Origin of the sequence: Azoarcus sp. L1K30, assembly GCF_018122735.1 — a bacterium.
In the GTDB taxonomy this organism is placed as follows: Bacteria; Pseudomonadota; Gammaproteobacteria; order Burkholderiales; family Rhodocyclaceae; genus Parazoarcus.
This window is the reverse complement of record NZ_JAGRRD010000001.1, coordinates 2,047,549-2,063,161: the sequence shown is the minus strand read 5'-3', so window position 1 is coordinate 2,063,161 and position 15,613 is coordinate 2,047,549. Positions and strand designations below refer to the sequence as shown.

The 15,613-nt window shown below is 63.2% G+C and carries 13 protein-coding genes and 1 pseudogene; 7 read left to right on the top strand and 7 right to left on the bottom strand.

Annotated features, from left to right (window positions below; genetic code table 11):
- Positions 1-253, bottom strand: a pseudogene (locus J5J83_RS09380) (OmpA family protein); the annotation flags it as partial.
- 297 nt (positions 254-550) lie between these two features.
- Between J5J83_RS09380 and J5J83_RS09375 the strand changes: the two are divergent.
- Positions 551-1,915 carry a serine/threonine-protein kinase gene (locus J5J83_RS09375; RefSeq protein WP_212348340.1) on the top strand — a complete coding sequence of 455 codons (1,365 nt, stop codon included), beginning with the start codon at positions 551-553 and terminating at the stop codon, positions 1,913-1,915.
- A gap of 27 nt (positions 1,916-1,942) precedes the next feature.
- Here the strand turns inward: J5J83_RS09375 and J5J83_RS09370 are convergent, their stop codons facing one another.
- From J5J83_RS09370 to hrcA, 3 genes are read right to left on the bottom strand one after another with little or no spacing between them, the layout of a single operon-like run.
- Positions 1,943-2,335: a phage holin family protein gene (locus tag J5J83_RS09370; RefSeq protein ID WP_212352935.1), complete on the bottom strand. Its 393-nt coding sequence runs from the start codon at positions 2,333-2,335 to the stop codon at positions 1,943-1,945.
- Entirely contained in the window at positions 2,335-3,432 is a 1,098-nt protein-coding gene (gene hemH / locus J5J83_RS09365; protein ID WP_212348337.1) for a ferrochelatase, read from the bottom strand. Before hemH ends, J5J83_RS09370 begins: the two co-directional genes overlap by 1 nt.
- Before the next feature lie 46 nt (positions 3,433-3,478).
- A complete protein-coding gene (gene hrcA, locus J5J83_RS09360; RefSeq protein ID WP_212348334.1) occupies positions 3,479-4,507 on the bottom strand; it encodes a heat-inducible transcriptional repressor HrcA in 1,029 nt (342 codons plus the stop codon).
- 111 nt (positions 4,508-4,618) lie between these two features.
- Between hrcA and J5J83_RS09355 the strand changes: the two genes are divergently transcribed.
- Together J5J83_RS09355 and recN are read left to right on the top strand one after the other, a co-directional pair.
- Complete coding sequence (locus J5J83_RS09355) at positions 4,619-5,503, top strand: NAD kinase (protein WP_212348331.1); 885 nt, start codon at positions 4,619-4,621, stop codon at positions 5,501-5,503.
- Positions 5,504-5,563: 60 nt separating this feature from the next.
- Positions 5,564-7,219 (top strand): DNA repair protein RecN, encoded by a 1,656-nt coding sequence (gene recN, locus J5J83_RS09350; protein ID WP_212348328.1) that lies wholly within the window; start codon positions 5,564-5,566, stop codon positions 7,217-7,219.
- Between the two features lie 27 nt (positions 7,220-7,246).
- Here the strand turns inward: recN and fur are convergent, their stop codons facing one another.
- Positions 7,247-7,678, bottom strand: coding sequence for a ferric iron uptake transcriptional regulator (fur, locus tag J5J83_RS09345; protein WP_212348325.1), 432 nt, complete (start codon positions 7,676-7,678; stop codon positions 7,247-7,249).
- A gap of 117 nt (positions 7,679-7,795) precedes the next feature.
- On the opposite strand from fur, the gene J5J83_RS09340 reads away from it, so the two are divergent.
- Genes J5J83_RS09340 through J5J83_RS09330 form a run of 3 tightly spaced genes read left to right on the top strand, consistent with a single transcriptional unit; the run spans position 7,796 to position 11,568 of the window.
- Positions 7,796-8,209 (top strand): outer membrane protein assembly factor BamE, encoded by a 414-nt coding sequence (locus tag J5J83_RS09340; protein WP_212348322.1) that lies wholly within the window; start codon positions 7,796-7,798, stop codon positions 8,207-8,209.
- 44 nt (positions 8,210-8,253) lie between these two features.
- Positions 8,254-9,060, top strand: a complete 807-nt coding sequence (dapB, locus tag J5J83_RS09335; RefSeq protein WP_212352927.1) for a 4-hydroxy-tetrahydrodipicolinate reductase — start codon at positions 8,254-8,256, stop codon at positions 9,058-9,060.
- 9 nt (positions 9,061-9,069) lie between these two features.
- Positions 9,070-11,568: a response regulator gene (locus tag J5J83_RS09330; RefSeq protein WP_212348319.1), complete on the top strand. Its 2,499-nt coding sequence runs from the start codon at positions 9,070-9,072 to the stop codon at positions 11,566-11,568.
- Between the two features lie 82 nt (positions 11,569-11,650).
- Here the strand turns inward: J5J83_RS09330 and J5J83_RS09325 are convergent, their stop codons facing one another.
- Positions 11,651-12,736, bottom strand: coding sequence for a C45 family peptidase (locus tag J5J83_RS09325; protein WP_212348316.1), 1,086 nt, complete (start codon positions 12,734-12,736; stop codon positions 11,651-11,653).
- Positions 12,733-14,091, bottom strand: a complete 1,359-nt coding sequence (gene gabT / locus J5J83_RS09320; protein ID WP_212348313.1) for a 4-aminobutyrate--2-oxoglutarate transaminase — start codon at positions 14,089-14,091, stop codon at positions 12,733-12,735. Before gabT ends, J5J83_RS09325 begins: the two co-directional genes overlap by 4 nt.
- Before the next feature lie 340 nt (positions 14,092-14,431).
- Here gabT and carA point away from each other — a divergent pair, with 340 nt between their 5' ends.
- Complete coding sequence (carA, locus tag J5J83_RS09315; protein ID WP_212348310.1) at positions 14,432-15,574, top strand: glutamine-hydrolyzing carbamoyl-phosphate synthase small subunit; 1,143 nt, start codon at positions 14,432-14,434, stop codon at positions 15,572-15,574.
- Positions 15,575-15,613 lie beyond the last annotated feature (39 nt).

The window sequence follows — 15,613 nt, the reverse complement described above, 5'->3', positions numbered from 1 at the left end:
GTAAAAGAGACAGGGCAGAGGGGGCGGTGGGGGGGGCCATGGGGGCGGCGCATTTGTCCTTGGGGACGATGTCGCTGTCGCATTCGCAGCCGGCAGGGAATTGTCCCGCCATGGCCGCACCCGCTGCAGCCGGGCTCCAGTAGCCGGTACGCCAGCACAAACCCGCTCCGCTGCGGGCGACGACATTGCGCCCGTCGATGACGTAGGGGATGTCGCCTTTTCCATCCACCATGACGTCCTTGCCCTGTGCCATGGCCGCGCACGTAGTGGAGGCCAGGACGGCCGAGAACAGCGTGAAGCGGGCGAGTCTGCTATGAATGATCATGTTTCCTCCTCTGTGAAAACTCTTTGATATTCTGATTTTGTTGAGTCTGTTGCCTGTGGTCACGATTTAATCACACTCGGCCGAAGGCAAACAACGCATATTTACGTTAACGTCAACTACGCCGGGATCGAGACAAATGGAGATTTTCTGGGCGCGTTGATCGTGACACAATCAGCGCATCGTAAATTGACGTGTGGTGGGCGCGCGAGGCCCCTTCTGGAAGCTATGGGAAACATGCCCGAAAGAGTCGGCAAGTACCGAATCGTGCGCGAGCTCGGGCGCGGTGCGACCGCGGTGGTGTACCTTGCGGAAAATCCTCACTATCCCGAGCCGGTGGCGCTCAAGCATGTCAAGTTCGACGACAAGGCGCGCGACGTCGCAAAATGGAACCGCCGGCTGCTGAAACTGCTCAAGGCCGAGGATGCGGTTTCAAAGCGGCTGGATCACCCGAACATCATCCGCATCTTCGAGGCCGTGGTGGCGGCTGACGAAGCCTACGTCGTCATGGAGTATTTCCCCGGCTATACGCTGGAGCGTTACTGCTCCTTCGAGCACCTGCTGCCGATCCACCGCGTCATTGGCATCATCTTCAAGTGCTGCATGGCGCTCGATCACGCCTATCGGCAGGGGATCGTGCATCGCGATATCAAGCCGGCGAACATCCTTGTGGACGACAAGGACAACGTCAAGATCACCGACTTCGGTCTCGCACTCAACATCAGCAAGAAGATCGAGACCGACTCGACCTTCATCATGGGGGTCGGTTCGCCCGCCTACATGAGTCCGGAGCAGATCAAGAACTATCCGCTCAATCAGAAAACCGATCTCTATTCGTTGGGCGTGGTGCTGTTTCACCTGCTGACCGGGCGTCTGCCGTTCCGCGCGGCGAACCCCGCGCAGCTGATCTACAAGATCATCAACGCCGATCAGCCCTCGGTGTCTCAGCTCAATCCGGAAATTCCGGAGCAGATGGATGCGGTGATCCGCAAGGCGCTGGAGAAGGATCTCTATTCCCGCTACAAGAACGGTGCCGAGTTTGCCAAGGATCTTGCGGCGGTCCGCTACAAGATCGTCGACGACAAGTACATTCCGCCCGATACCAGCCGTTTCACCATGCTCAGAAAGATGCAGTTCTTCACCGAGTTCGATGACATCGAACTGTGGGAGGTGCTGAGACTGTGCTCGTGGCGCAAGGCGGACGAACACGTCACGTTGATGCGGCAGGGCGATGCCGATCAACGCTTCGGCATCGTGCTGTCGGGGCAGGTCGAGGTCTCAATCGACGGGCGCCGCCTGCTTGCGCTCGGGCCTGGTGAAGTGTTTGGCGAGCAGGCCTGGCTCGACCATCTTGAACACCGCCACATGATGACTGCGGTATCGCTTGAACCGATGACCTATCTCGAGATCAATCCGCCGGCGCTGGCGCTGGCCACGGACGAGGTGCAGGAACGGTTCCGGCGCCAGGTATCGACGGTGGTGGTCAGGCGGCTCGCCGAGATTGGCCGCATTGCCTGCATGCAGGGACCACCGGCCGTGCGCGGCGACTATACCGCCACGGGCGGCCTCGATCTGCAACTGGTCGAGGATTGAGCACCGCTGCATGCCCGCGTGCGGTCGTCAGCGGCGGTGACGCTCGATCACGATTCCGACGCTGCGCCTGGGGTCGCCGATCGCGATATTGACCAGCCAGGTTAGAAGGCTGTACAGCAGCGCACCCCAGAACGCGCTCCAGAAATCGTCGATCCGAAGGCCTGCCAGCAGCCCGGATACACCCCAGAACAGGAGCGCATTGATGACGAGGGTGAACAGCCCGAGCGTGAGCAGGGTGATCGGCAATGTGATCAGGATCAGAATCGGGCGGACAAGTGCGTTGGCAAGGCCGAGCAGCAAGGCGGCGGCGAGCGCCGAGGTGTAGCTGTGCACGGCGATGCCCGACACCATTTCGGGGATGATCAGCAGGGCAGCGGCGTTCAGTGCCCAGCGCAGAAGCAGACGCAGGCCGGGAGACATCACGATTTCGCTCCATGATCCAGGGCGCGCTGGCGCGCCTTGGCGAGTTCGTCGGGCGAGTCCGGTGCGATGTCGAGCCAGTGCCCGAGCTGGGTGCGGGTGATTTCAGTCAATGCCGATATCCAGTCGTGCCGCTCGTTCAGGCACGGTATGTAGTGGAAAGTCCGGCCCCCATGGGTCAGGAAGGCTTCCTTGCATTCCAATGCGATTTCTTCGAGGGTCTCCAGACAGTCGGACACGAAGCCGGGGCAGATGACGTCCACCCGCGTGACGCCATCTCGCGCCAGTACCTCCAGCGTCGGCTGCGTGTAGGGCTTCAGCCATTCCGCCTTGCCAAAGCGCGACTGGAAGGTGACGAGAATGCGATCGGTCGGAAACGAAAGCGATTCGGCTACCAGGCGCGCGGTCTTGTGGCATTCGCAATGATAGGGGTCGCCGAGTTCGAGCGTTCGCCGCGGTACGCCGTGAAAGCTCATCAGCAGGCGCTCCGGCTCGCCGTTCTTGATCCAGTGTTCGCGCACGCTCTGGGCAATGGCGGAGATATAGCCGGGGTCGTCGTGAAAGCTGCGCACATAGCGGATTTCGGGCAGGTTGCGCCAGTGCTGCATGCAGCGCGTGACTTCGTCCATCACGCTGGCGGTGGTGCTGCTCGAGTATTGCGGGTAGAGCGGTACGACCAGGATACGGCCGCAACGCTTCTCGCGCAGCGCGTGTAGGCCGTCCTGGATCGACGGCTCGCCATAGCGCATCGCCCATGCAACGTCGATGTCCGTGCCCGTGCCGACGTTGAGAAATCCTTTCAGCAGCTTGGACTGACGTTCGGTATGAACGCGCAGGGGCGAGCCTTCGTCCATCCATATGCTTGCATATTTGGCCGCCGACTTGGGCGGGCGCGTGTTCAGAATGATGCCATTGAGAATCGGCCACCAGATCGCGCGCGGAATTTCAACCACGCGCGGATCGGAGAGGAATTCCTTGAGATAGGGGCGAAGCGCTTTGGCCGTCGGCGCGTCCGGTGTGCCGAGATTGACCAGAAGTATGCCGGTACGGTTGGAAAGTCCATGGGTGAAGCTGGGCTCGGGCCAGTAGCGGGCCATGATATTCCTTTGGTCGGCTGGGGCAGGCGGTGTCGGCAATCGACACTCAGGCGTTTGAGGACAGGGCGTTTGACAGCAGTCGTGCGGTGATATCGACGATGGGAATGACCCGGTCGTAGGCCATGCGGGTCGGACCGATGACGCCGACCGAGCCGACCAGACGACCATCCACCTCGTAGGGAGCGGTGATCACGCTGCAGCCATCGAGTTCGGCGAGTCCCGATTCGTCGCCGATGAAGATCTGTACGCCCTGGGCGCGATTCGACAGATCCAGCAGTTGCATGAGTCCCGTGCGCTGTTCGAAGAGCTTGAACAGTTCGCGCAGGCGGGACATGTTGGACGACAGGTCCTCGACGTCGAGCAGGTTGGTTTCGCCCGAAATGACGTAATTGGTCGCCGAATCCTCCGCGGCCTCGGAGCCCGCCTCGACCGTCGCGGTCATCAATTCGTCCATGTCGCTGCGAAGTTGCTGGAGTTCGTCGCGGATGCGCTTGCGGATGTCGTCGAAGGTGAGCCCGGCAAAGTGCTCGTTGAGATAGCTCGCGGCGGTGCCGAGTTCTGCGGCGTTATAGGCACGCCGGGTGATGAGGATGCGGTTCTGCACGTCGCCGGCCGTCGTCACGATGATCAGCAGGATGCGGTTCTCCGACAGGCTGATGAACTCGATCTGGCGGATGCGGACGGCCTCCTTGCGTGGCGTGACGACGACACCGGCGAACTGGGTGAGATTGGACAGGATGTGCGAGGCGGAACTGATCAGCCGGCCTGGCTGGTCGGGCTGGAACTGCCCCTTCAAGGCTTGCAGGCGCGTGTTTTCCAGCGGTTGCACGGTGAGCAGGGCGTCCACGAAGAAACGGTAGCCGAGCGATGTCGGGATGCGCCCGGCAGAGGTGTGAGGGCTGGCAATGAAGCCCATCTCCTCGAGGTCGCTCATCACGTTGCGCACGGTTGCGGGCGACAGGTCGAGCCCGGAGTAGCGCGATAGCGCCCGCGAGCCGACAGGCTGACCTTCGGCGATGTAGCGTTCGATCAGCGTCTTGAGCAGGATCTGGGAGCGGGTGTCGAGCGGTTTCATGGTTGGCCTGGAATATAGCCCGATTCTAGGGAACTGCGTGCCCTGCTGCCAAGCGGCAATGCATCGTCAGGGCGCGCATGTCGGAATCCGAATGTGGTTTAATCCGCAGCCATGACTATGCGCTTTACCAACATCGCCCTGATCGGAAAGTACCAGAGCCCGGATGTGGCGGAGTCGGTGCTGCTCATTGCCCAATTCCTGCGCGATCGGGGACTCACGGTATGGATCGAACAGGGCACGGCAAGTTCCATCGGCAAGGCCGAAGGCTTTCCGGTGGCGGCGTACGAGGAAATTGCCGCGAAATGCGACCTGGCGGTGGTTGTCGGGGGTGACGGCACGATGCTCAACTCCGCACGCCGTCTGGCTGATCGGGCCGTACCGCTGGTGGGTGTCAATCTGGGCCGGCTCGGCTTCCTTACCGATGTCGCGCGCAAGGACGCCCTGCTCAAGCTGGGCGAGATCATCGAAGGCAAGTTCAGCGAGGAGTCGCGCTTCATGCTCGACGCGGAAGTCATTCGCGGCGGGCAACGCATTTTCCGGACGCTGGCACTGAACGACGTGGTGGTGAACAAGGGCGACCTCGGACGCATGATCGAGTTCGATCTCTCCATCGATGGTGAATTCGTCTATACGCAGCGCTCCGACGGCATGATCGTGTCGACGCCCACCGGATCGACGGCATATGCCCTGTCGGCCAACGGTCCCATTTTGCATCCGAGCGTCGGTGGCATCGCGCTGGTGCCGCTGTGCCCGCATGCGCTGACGGCAAGGCCGATCACGGTGCCCGACAGCTGCTGCATCGAGATCGAGCTCCTGCCTCCGCATGACGCGCGGGTGCACATCGATGGGCAGGCCTGCTTCGAAGCCCGTTCGGGCGATCGTGTCAGACTCACGCGCTCGCCATTGGCCGTTCGGCTGCTGCACCCCAGAGGGTATGGCTACTTTGCAATGTTGCGCGAGAAGCTGCACTGGAGCGCGCCGCCGCGACACCCGTGATGTACCCGACAGATGGATCGCCCGTCGAGCGGGCCGTCCCACCAACCTGAATGCGAGACCATGCTGCGCCGCCTGACCATCCGTGATTTTGTCATTGTCGATCGCCTCGAACTCGAGTTTGGGCCGGGTTTCGGCGCCCTGACCGGCGAGACCGGTGCGGGTAAGTCCATTCTCCTCGATGCGCTAGGGTTGGCGATTGGCGCTCGTGCGGATGGCAGCGTGGTACGGGTGGGGCAGGCGCGAGCCGATATCGCCGCCGAGTTCGATCTTCCGCCCGGTGGGGCGCTGGCCGGGTGGATGGCGGAGCAGGAATTGCCGCTCGACGATGAGGGCGTGATCCTGCGTCGTGTCATCGATGCCGGCGGCCGCGGCAAGGCTTGGATCAACGGGACCCCGGTGACGCTTGCGCAACTGCGTGCGGCAGGCGACTGGCTTGCCGATATTCACGGCCAGCATGCCCATCATGCCTTGCTTCGTGCTGACGCCCAGCGCGACTTGCTCGATACGCACGCCAATGCGCAGTTGCTGGCCGCAAACGTGGCTGTCGCGTGGCGTGAGTGGCAGCAGATCCGCGAGCGGCGGCGCCATGCGGAGCTGGATTCTGCTGCGTCTGCACGCGAGCGCGAGTTGTTGGGCTGGCAGCTCAAGGAACTTCAGGACCTCGCATTCAATGCCGAAGAATGGGGGGAGCTCAACGCCGAGCACGGTCGGCTTGCGCACGCGGCCGGACTCATGGAAGGCGCGGACGAAGCGCTCGACGCGCTGGGGGAAGGTGACTTCGCCGTCAACCGGGTGCTCGGGCGGGTGCAGGCCCGCCTGGTCGAGATGTCTGCTATCGACGCCTCCCTGACCGAGGTGCTCGAGTTGATCGCGTCGTCGATGATCCAGGCCGACGAGGCCCTGCACGAGATGCGGCGCTACCGTGAGCGTCTCGATCTTGATCCGCAGCGGCTGAACGAGGTCGAACGCCGGATTGCAGCGGTGACCGACCTCGCGCGCAAGTACCGGGTTTCACCCGAGGACTTGCCCGGACTCGAGGCCGAGTGGTGTCGGCGCCTCGCGGAACTCGAGGCGAGCGCGAATCCGGCGCTGCTCGAAAAGGCCGAGGCCGCCGCGCGTGCCATGTACGACCGCGAAGCAGCCCTGCTGACAGCAGCGCGAACACCCGCCGCGGCGCAGCTGTCGGCGGAAATCACGACGGCCATGCAGACGCTGGCGATGGCCGGTGGTGTGTTCGAGGTTGCGCTCGAAGCCTGCGAGCCGTCGGCGCATGGCGCCGAGACCGTCGAATTCAGGGTAGCCGCAAATCCGGGGCAGGCCTTGCGCGGCATGGCCAAGGTCGCGTCGGGGGGCGAACTGTCGCGGATCGGTTTGGCCATCCAGGTCATGACCAGCCGCGATTCGGCGACGCCGACCTTGATCTTCGATGAAGTCGATGTCGGAATCGGCGGGCGGGTGGCCGAGATTGTCGGCAAGCTGCTGCAGCGACTGGGGCGTGATCGCCAGGTCCTGTGCGTGACGCACCTGCCACAGGTGGCAGCCTGCGCGGACTGGCAATGGCAGATCGCAAAGGCCGATCGCCAGGGCGAAACACTCAGTACGGTCACCGCGCTCGATGGCGGGCAGCGGGTCGAGGAGATCGCGCGCATGCTTGGCGGCGTGAGCATCACCGACACGACCCGGCGTCACGCGGCGGAGATGCTTGGTCAGATCTGAGGGCGCGCTGCTTCAGCGCCGGCGGATTCAATCCTGGCGGTTGGGGCAGTCCTTGCGCAGGCAGTCGGCGTACAGGTAGAGCGCGTGTTCCTTAACCGCGAACCCGCGTTCCTCGGCAATGCTGTTTTGCCGGCGTTCGATCTCGGGATCGAAGAATTCCTCGACCTTGCCGCATTGCAGGCACACGAGGTGGTCGTGGTGTCCCCCCTTGTTCAGCTCGAACACCGCCTTGCCGGATTCGAAGTAATGCCGTTCGAGCAGGCGGGCCTGCTCGAACTGCGTCAGTACGCGATAGACTGTCGCCAGACCGATATCCATGCCTTCGTTCATCAGCAGGCGATAGACGTCTTCCGCCGTCAGGTGGCGCTGCTCCGAGTTCTGGAACAGGTCGAGGATCTTGAGGCGGGGGTAAGTCGCCTTCAGACCGATGCTTTTCAGGTTCTGCGAGTTCTCGGACATGGTCGCCTGTCGGTGTGGCTGAGGAGCAAGACAACGTGTGTTGCGGCGCTATGTTATATTTTTTGACCTTTACTGAGAACCTTGCGCATTTCGGTGCGCGTTAAAGTGACCTTGTCCATGCGTCCATCGCTCATTCCGGCACTCGCTGCCATCAGTCTCCTCGCCGGCTGCTCGTTCAATTCGATCACCGATCGCATCACGCCGTATCGAATCGACGTTCGCCAGGGCAACTACGTCGATCAGTCCATGGTGGCGCAGCTCAAGCGCGGCATGACGCGCGACCAAGTGCGCTTCGTTCTCGGCTCGCCGCTGGTGACCGACGTGTTCCGCACCGATCGCTGGGACTATGTCTATCGTTTCAGGCCGGGGCAGGGCGAGGTCGAGCAGCGTGTGATCTCGGTATTTTTTGCGGGCGACCGGCTCGACCGCGTCGAAGGCGATGTGACCGGCGGCGATGCGAAGGCCCAGGCCGAGGCGCAGCAGAGTGCGCGTAGCCGTACGGTCGAAATTCCGGCGGCTGCCAAGAATTGATTGCAGGGTCCTTGCGGGCCACAAGAACACACAGGACATAGATGATGACGCCTATCCGCGTTGCGATTGCCGGCGCTTCCGGCCGTATGGGGCGCATGTTGATCGAAGCCGCGCACCGGGACGAGGAGATCGTTCTGGCCGCAGCGTTCGACCGTCCCGGAACCCCCTTCATCGGCCGTGATGCGGGCGAAATGCTCGGCGTCGCGACAGGTGTCGCCATCGTCGACGCGCCGGCTGACGCCATCGCCCAGGCAGACTGCGTGATCGACTTCACCCGGCCCGAGGGAACGCTCGAGCATCTCGCCATTGCGTGTCGTCTGGGCAAGGCGATGGTGATCGGTACCACGGGTTTCGATGCGGCCGGGAAGGCCGCGATCGCCGCCGCGGCAAAGTCCATTCCTGTGGTTTTCGCGCCGAACATGGCGGTCGGTGTCAACGCGGTATTCCGTCTGCTCGAGGTGGCGGCCCGCATTCTCGACCAAGGCTACGATGTGGAGGTCATTGAAGCGCATCACCGCTTCAAGGTCGATGCGCCATCGGGTACCGCGCTGCGCATGGGTGAAGTGGTCGCCGGTGCCTTGGGCAGGGACTTGGAGCAGTGCGCGATATACGGGCGCGAGGGGGTGACCGGCGAGCGCAAGGCGGAGACGATCGGCTTCTCGACCATTCGTGGTGGCGACGTGGTGGGCGATCACACGGTGCTGTTTGCCGGTATCGGAGAGCGCATCGAGATTACCCACAAGTCAGGCAGCCGCATGCCTTATGCCCTTGGTTCCCTGCGCGCGGCGCGCTTTCTGGCCGGCCGGGATGCCGGACTGTTTGACATGCAGGATGTTCTCGGCTTGCGTTGAGTCGGCCTCATGTCCGATCGTGACGCGGTGGGTACGACGGCAGACACGGTCGAGTCGCTCCGGCTCGAGCTGGCCTCGACGCGCAGTGAGCTCGAACGCCTGAAAGATCGTCTGGCACTGATCAAGCTCGGCACGCATGCCGGACTGTGGGACTGGGACGCGTCCTCTTCGCGGCTGGTCGTCGATACGCACTGGCGAGCCTGGCTTGGTTACGCCGAGAACGCGGGTGACGAAGATGCTCAGCGCGATTGGCTGACGCTGGTTCCCGACGAAGACAAGGTGCGCATGCAGGAACAACTGCTGGCGCACCTGCGTGGGGAGATCGATCTCTTCGAGGCCCAGTTCCGGATCCGGGCCGCCGACGGGCACTGGCGCTGGCTGCGCGCGCGTGGCCAGGTGCGCGAGCGACGCGCGGACGGGCGCTGGCAACGTGTCGTCGGCATCTATTCCGACATCACCCGCGAGCGGATGCGTGAGCTCGAACTGCTCGAGGCAACCGAGCAGGCTGAAGCGGCCAGTCGCGCAAAGGGCGATTTTCTCGCCAACATGAGTCACGAGATTCGCACACCGATGAACGGCATTCTCGGCATGACCGAGTTGTTGCTCGACTCTGCGCTGGCGCCCGAGCAGCGGGAGTATCTGCTCACGGTAAAGTCGTCGGCCGAATCGCTGCTGACGATCATCAACGACATTCTTGATTTTTCCCGCATCGAAGCGGGGCGGATGACGCTCGAGACGATCGACTTCTCGATCTCGGCAGTGGTGGCCGAAACGGTTCGTGCAATGGCACTGCGCTCGCACCAGAAGGGCGTCGAGTTGTATTTCGTCATTGAGCCCGACGTGCCGTCGGTGCTTCGCGGTGATCCAGTGCGCTTGCGCCAGATCCTGACCAACCTGGTGGGCAACGCGATCAAGTTCACCGAAAGGGGCGAGATTGAGGTGCATGTCTCGGTGAGGACCCGTGAAGGTGTTGCTGTCGATTTGGAGCTTGCCGTACGAGACACCGGCATCGGCATCGCGCCGGACAAGCAGGAAATCGTGTTCGGCGCTTTTTCGCAGGCCGACACCACGACCACGAGAAAATACGGCGGCACCGGGCTTGGGCTGGCGATCTGCCGGCATCTGGTCGAGGCGATGGAGGGCTCGATCGGTGTCAGTAGTGAGCTTGGCGTGGGCAGCCGCTTCCATTTCAATGTCCGGTTTGACGTCGTGGCCGACGCAAGGCCGCCGGGTTCGAATCACCTGCGCGGGGAGCGGGTGCTGGTCGTCGCGGCGAATGCAGCGTTCGGCAATGCGGTTCGGGACATGCTGATCGGATGCGGCATGAGCTGCGTTGGGGTGCCCTCGGGCGTTGCGGCGCTGCAAGCCCTGCAGGCCGCGCATGAGAGCAACAAGCCATTTGGCTTCGTGCTGATGGATGCAGCCCTGCCGGACCCGGGCGGTTTCGGCCTGGCGCAACGCTTTCATGAAGCATCTCCCTGGCTCGACCGCATCGTGATGATGTTGTCGAGTCACTCGCAACGCAACGATCTGGCGCGCTGTCGACAACTTGGCCTCAAGTCAAGGATTTCTAAACCTTTTTCGATCGGCGACTTGATTGACGCCCTTCAGGTGGCGAAGGCGGGCGAGCAGGTTGACGACGAGGCCTTCGCTGCGTTTGATCCGGAACGATCGCTCACCGAGATGCTCGGTGCGATCGATGTGCAGCCGGTAAAGCTAGCGGTGCTTCTGGTTGAAGACAACCCGGTCAATCAGACGGTGGCAACGCGCATGCTTGAGAAGATTGGCCACGTGGTCACGGTTGTCAATAATGGCGAGGAAGCCATTGAGGCCTTCGACGGTGGCAGTTTCGATCTCATCCTGATGGATCTGCAGATGCCGGTGATGGGCGGTATTGAGGCGACACAGGCGATCCGTGCGCGCGAGGCGCGCAGGAGCTGGGCCATTCAGGGTGGGTGGCGGCCGACGCCGATCGTGGCGATGACTGCGCACGCGATGAGTGGCGACCGGGAGCGTTGTCTCGAAGCCGGAATGGACGACTATGTGAGCAAGCCGATCAAGCCAGCGGACCTGATCGCTGCGATTCAGCGCGTGACCGGAGCGGCGGCGCAGGGGGAGGCACAGGACGATACCAGTCTGCTCGAGCCGGGCGGCGGTGGCGCAAGTGAGGTGGCCGATCTGACCGAAACGCGCGCCTTGTTCGATGGTGACGAGGAGATCGTGCAGCAGCTTCTGGCAGTGTTTTTCCGCGATTTGGGCGGTACGCTGTCTGATCTGCGCGGAGCGGGCGCGCGCGGCGATGTCGAACGCCTCGGTGCGCTGGCGCATTCGATCAAGGGTTCGGTCGGGCTGTTCGGTGCGAAACGTGCCACGGCTGCGGCTAAGGCGGTCGAGCAGGCTGCGAAGAGCTCAGATCCGGCCGCGTCGGGTGCCTTGCTCGAGACCTTGCTGCGCGAAATGAACGCCCTGGCCACCGCCTTGAGGCCATTTCAGCGCCGTCAGGTGTGAGCCGGCGGTCAATGGATTGCGCTGCTGCGCGATAGTGGCGCAGGCTGCGTACATGAGGTGGCAGGCGGTGGCTGGCGCGGGCTCACTTCTCTGGCCCGAATGCCGCGTAACCGTTCTCGCTGGGCAAGCCCTGTGCTACCCAGAGCATGCCCTTGGCGGGTTGCATGATGGCTGCGCCGCAGGTCTGCATGTCGAGCGGAGGTGCTGCACGAACGCAGATGACGGGATCGCGGGTGAGTGCTATCAGCGCTTCAGTGGTGATCGGTGTTTGTTCGAGCAGGGCTTGCGCGCGGCTCAGGCGGGCTTCGCTGGAGGCCTGAGAGGCTGGCGGGCGCGGGCGACAACGGCACAGGGTGTCCGGGGCGAGGCAATGATTCGTGTGGACCAGCGCCGCCTGACCGCTATGCGTGACCTGACAGTGGCCCGGCATGGCCTCAATGTTGATGCCGTGGCCGTGGCGGTCGAACAGCATGAAATTGTGGGCACCCATCAACACCGCGCCGGTAACACAGGCCGACGCAGCATCGATATCTGTCTGCTGCAGGGCCTTTCGTACCACGAAGGGCCAACTGACGCCGGCTTGCCCTTCGGCGCCGAGCAGATTGTTGATACCGATGGCGATGCCGGCGTCGTTCATGCCGATCATGCCTAGGCAGCCGGTGAGGCTGAAGGCGATGAAGCCCGGGCTGTGATCGGGGCGAGCCTGCAGCAATATCACGAAAGGTGCGGAGCCCGCATGCATGTCCCAGGTCTGGCCGAACCAGCCGTGGCCGTCGATGCCGAGATGGTCAGGTACGATGAACGCGGTGCAGTCGTCCTCGACACATTCGGTTGCGTCGTCGCCGCCGCCGCGGCTGTGCGCAAAGTCGATGAAGTCCGTGAACCCGTTGGTGATGATGAGTTCCGCCGGGCTCAGGCCGGTGGCCTCGGCGATGCCTTCGAGTTCGATCATCAGATCGGGTGCGTAGTCGTGGTGCGCGTCGAGACAGCCAGTCGCCAGCGCCAAGACCGCGGCGCGATCCATGGCGTGGCCTGCCCAGGTTTCGCTGCCGGCCAGCGCCACGCGCCCGGCGGTGTAGCGGCGAATCGCGTCGCCACAGGCGTGACCATGGGCCAGCCCCATCTTGCGCGGCGAACCGTTCAGGGTCAGGGTGCGCGGGGCGCTCATGTGCATGCCTCGCGTGTTGCCGCCAGTGCGGCGGGCAGTGCTTGCGCCAGCACCGCCATGCCCTCGTCGATCTGCTCATCGCTCATGTCGAGCGGGGGCAGGAAACGCAGGCAATTGCCGTACAGCCCAGCACGCAGCGTGATGACGCCCCGCTTCAGGGTTTCAGCGGTCAGCGCATTGGTGAGGGCCGCGTCGGGGATACGGGTTGCCGGGTTTTGCACCAGTTCGATGGCCAGCATCGGACCGAGTCCGCGTACCTCGCCAATGGTGTCGGGAAACGCTGCCTGCAATTGCTGCAGATGATCTCGCAAGCGGTCGCCTACGGCCCTGGCGCGGTTGAGGAAGGCCGGTGTCGCGATATGCTCGAGGGTGGCGAGCGCGGCGGCGCAGGCCACCGGATTGCCGCTGTAAGTGCCACCCAGTCCGCCGGGTGCGGGCGCATCCATGATGTCGGCGCTACCTGTAACCGCCGCCAGCGGCATGCCACCGGCGATCGACTTGCCGCTCACGAGCAGGTCGGGCACCAGCCCGTAATGTTCGACGGCAAACAGGCGTCCGCTGCGGGCCATGCCGGCTTGCACTTCATCGGCCACATACAGCATGCCGTGTTCATGGCAGCGTGCGCGCAGGTGGGCCGCAAAGCGCGGAGGCAGTGGCAGGAAGCCGCCTTCGCCCTGGACCGTTTCCACCACCACGGCCGCGACCGCGGAAGGAGAGACCTGCGCCACCAGCGCGTGATCGAACTGGGCAATGCAGTGGTCGATGTAGGCGTCGATATCGAGGCCGGCAGGGCGGCGATAGGGGTTGGGAAAGGGCAGACGATAGATCTCGGCCGGGAAGGGGCCGAAGCCGTGCTTGAAGGGTGTGAACTTGCTCGTCATGCCCAGCGTCAGGTTGGTGCGGCCATGATAGGCGCCCTCGAATACGATCAGTGCCTGGCGTCCTGTATGGGCCCGCGCGATCTTGACCGCCGCCTCGACCGCTTCGGCCCCGCTGTTGAGCAAGGTCGATTTCTTGCGGAAGGTGCCTGGCGTCAGCGCATTGAGACGTTCGCACACCGCCACATAGGGTTCGTAGGTGGCGACGATCGAGCACATGTGTATCAGATCGCCCGCCTGCGCGCGGATCGCCTCGACTACGGCCAGTGGGGTGTGTCCGACGGCCAGCGTGCCGATGCCACCGGCAAAATCGATGTAGGTGTTGCCGTCCACATCGGTCACTGTCGCGCCCTTGCCTCTGGCAATGGCAATGCCGGTGAGGCGTGCGGAGCCACCGGAGACGGCGGCATCACGGCGCGCCACCAGTGCGCGGCTCGCAGGGCCGGGAACTTCCGTACGCAGGACAATCGAGCTCATTTCCTTCCCCATGCGTCATGCCGGCCGGCAAGGGGGCCGGAACAGGTCCGGAGGACAAAGGAAGTAGGCGTCGGACAAGGGGGTGGCGTCAACTGGATTCTGCAGGGTGGGTGGCGTACCGACGCGCCTTTTGGCCCGTTGTGGAGTTGCCGAGGCGGCACTCCGCTGCCGACGCTCGGGCGCCTTGAATGGGTGCGCGTTGCCTCGGATGGCGAAAAAAGATAGAATTCCGCCGATTTGATGGCGGGATTGGCCAAATTGGCTCGTCCCGTTTTTTCGCATATGGAGCGGCCCGACGAGGGTTCGCTCCGGTCTTTTCGGCTGAATCCAGGAGTTTTTCGTGACTGCTTTCCCGCCCGCCCTTCTTGCGCTTGCCGACGGAACGGTCTTCTACGGCAAGGGTATCGGTGCGGTTGGCAGTACGGTCGGTGAGGTAGTGTTCAATACCTCGATGTCGGGTTATCAGGAAATTCTGACTGATCCGAGTTACTGCCGCCAGATCGTGACGCTGACCTATCCTCATATTGGTAATACCGGCGTCAATCCCGAGGACGTCGAGTCTGATCGAGTGCACGCCGCAGGTCTCGTGATTCGCGATCTGCCCATCCTCCCCTCCAATTTCCGCATGAGCCAGCGTCTCGACGCCTATCTTGCCGACAGCAATGTGGTCGCTATTGCCGGGATCGATACCCGCAAGCTGACCCGCGTTTTGCGCGAAAAGGGTGCTCAGGCGGGTTGCATCGTCACCGCCGCTCAGGGCGAGACCCTCAATGCCGAGGCGGCCATTGCCCAGGCAAGGGGGTTTCCGGGGTTGGCAGGCATGGACCTGGCCAAGGTCGTCAGTGCCGGCGATTCGAGTCAGTGGGCGGAGGGCGAGTGGGTGCTGGGCAGCGGCTACGTGGCGCAAGCTGCGCCACGCTTTCACGTGGTTGCCTACGATTTCGGTGTCAAGCGCAATATCCTGCGCATGCTCGCAAGTCGCGGCTGCCGCCTGACCGTCGTGCCGGCCCAGACGCCGGCCAGCGACGTGCTCGCACTCAAGCCGGACGGTGTGTTCCTCTCCAACGGACCCGGCGATCCGGAGCCTTGCGATTACGCCATTGAGGCGATCCGGGAGATTCTGGCAGCTCGCGTACCGACCTTCGGTATCTGTCTGGGACATCAGTTGCTCGCGCTCGCGTCGGGTGCGAAGACGATGAAGATGAAGTTCGGTCATCACGGCGCGAACCATCCGGTCAAGGATGTCGATACCGGTCAGGTGCTGATTACCAGTCAGAACCACGGTTTTGCCGTCGATCCGGAAAACATGCCGGAGACACTGCGCGTGACGCATGTCTCGCTCTTCGACGGCTCCAATCAAGGTATTGCCCGCACCGACGTGCCGGCATTCTCGTTCCAGGGGCACCCCGAGGCGAGCCCCGGGCCGCATGACGTGAGCTACCTTTTCGACCGCTTCATCTCGCTGATCGAAGCTGTCAAGTAATACCGCATACCCGGCGGGCGCCGCCCGCCGCCGCAAGAA

What these genes read in the sequence shown, in the direction of transcription:
- J5J83_RS09375 (WP_212348340.1), top strand. Translation starts at nt 551, where the DNA reads ATGGGAAACATGCCCGAAAGAGTCGGCAAGTACCGAATCGTGCGCGAG.
- J5J83_RS09370 (WP_212352935.1), bottom strand. Translation starts at nt 2,335, where the DNA reads ATGTCTCCCGGCCTGCGTCTGCTTCTGCGCTGGGCACTGAACGCCGCT.
- hemH (WP_212348337.1), bottom strand. Translation starts at nt 3,432, where the DNA reads ATGGCCCGCTACTGGCCCGAGCCCAGCTTCACCCATGGACTTTCCAAC.
- hrcA (WP_212348334.1), bottom strand. Translation starts at nt 4,507, where the DNA reads ATGAAACCGCTCGACACCCGCTCCCAGATCCTGCTCAAGACGCTGATC.
- J5J83_RS09355 (WP_212348331.1), top strand. Translation starts at nt 4,619, where the DNA reads ATGACTATGCGCTTTACCAACATCGCCCTGATCGGAAAGTACCAGAGC.
- recN (WP_212348328.1), top strand. Translation starts at nt 5,564, where the DNA reads ATGCTGCGCCGCCTGACCATCCGTGATTTTGTCATTGTCGATCGCCTC.
- fur (WP_212348325.1), bottom strand. Translation starts at nt 7,678, where the DNA reads ATGTCCGAGAACTCGCAGAACCTGAAAAGCATCGGTCTGAAGGCGACT.
- J5J83_RS09340 (WP_212348322.1), top strand. Translation starts at nt 7,796, where the DNA reads ATGCGTCCATCGCTCATTCCGGCACTCGCTGCCATCAGTCTCCTCGCC.
- dapB (WP_212352927.1), top strand. Translation starts at nt 8,254, where the DNA reads ATGACGCCTATCCGCGTTGCGATTGCCGGCGCTTCCGGCCGTATGGGG.
- J5J83_RS09330 (WP_212348319.1), top strand. Translation starts at nt 9,070, where the DNA reads ATGTCCGATCGTGACGCGGTGGGTACGACGGCAGACACGGTCGAGTCG.
- J5J83_RS09325 (WP_212348316.1), bottom strand. Translation starts at nt 12,736, where the DNA reads ATGAGCGCCCCGCGCACCCTGACCCTGAACGGTTCGCCGCGCAAGATG.
- gabT (WP_212348313.1), bottom strand. Translation starts at nt 14,091, where the DNA reads ATGAGCTCGATTGTCCTGCGTACGGAAGTTCCCGGCCCTGCGAGCCGC.